This window comes from Microvirga antarctica, assembly GCF_017921815.1.
In the GTDB taxonomy this organism is placed as follows: Bacteria; Pseudomonadota; Alphaproteobacteria; order Rhizobiales; family Beijerinckiaceae; genus Microvirga; species Microvirga antarctica.
Genome location: NZ_JAGEMM010000192.1, coordinates 1 through 281, shown reverse-complemented (window position 1 = coordinate 281; position 281 = coordinate 1). Strand labels below are relative to the sequence as shown.

Below are 281 nucleotides of genomic sequence, written 5' to 3'. Positions count from 1 at the left end.
GGAATTCGCTTAACGGCATCAATAATGACTTCCCGGCGAAACTCGCTCGCAGCTGTGAGACGGCGACTCCCGACGATCGACTGGTGCCCGCGGTACTGGCCGCCTGGGCGCAGGCCAACGTTGCGCGGGCGAATCTGGACTATGCCAGCGCGCAAATGACGCCGACAATTTCGCTCGAACCTTCTGTACAACATTATCTTAATGATAAATATCCCAGTCATGAAGTGCTGGATAAAACCCAGTATTCCACCTGGGTGAAAGTTGAGATGCCGCTTTACCAG

1 pseudogene is annotated in these 281 nt (G+C 54.1%); it reads left to right on the top strand.

Annotated features, from left to right (window positions below):
- Positions 1-281: pseudogene (locus J4G32_RS21440) on the top strand (hypothetical protein); the annotation flags it as partial.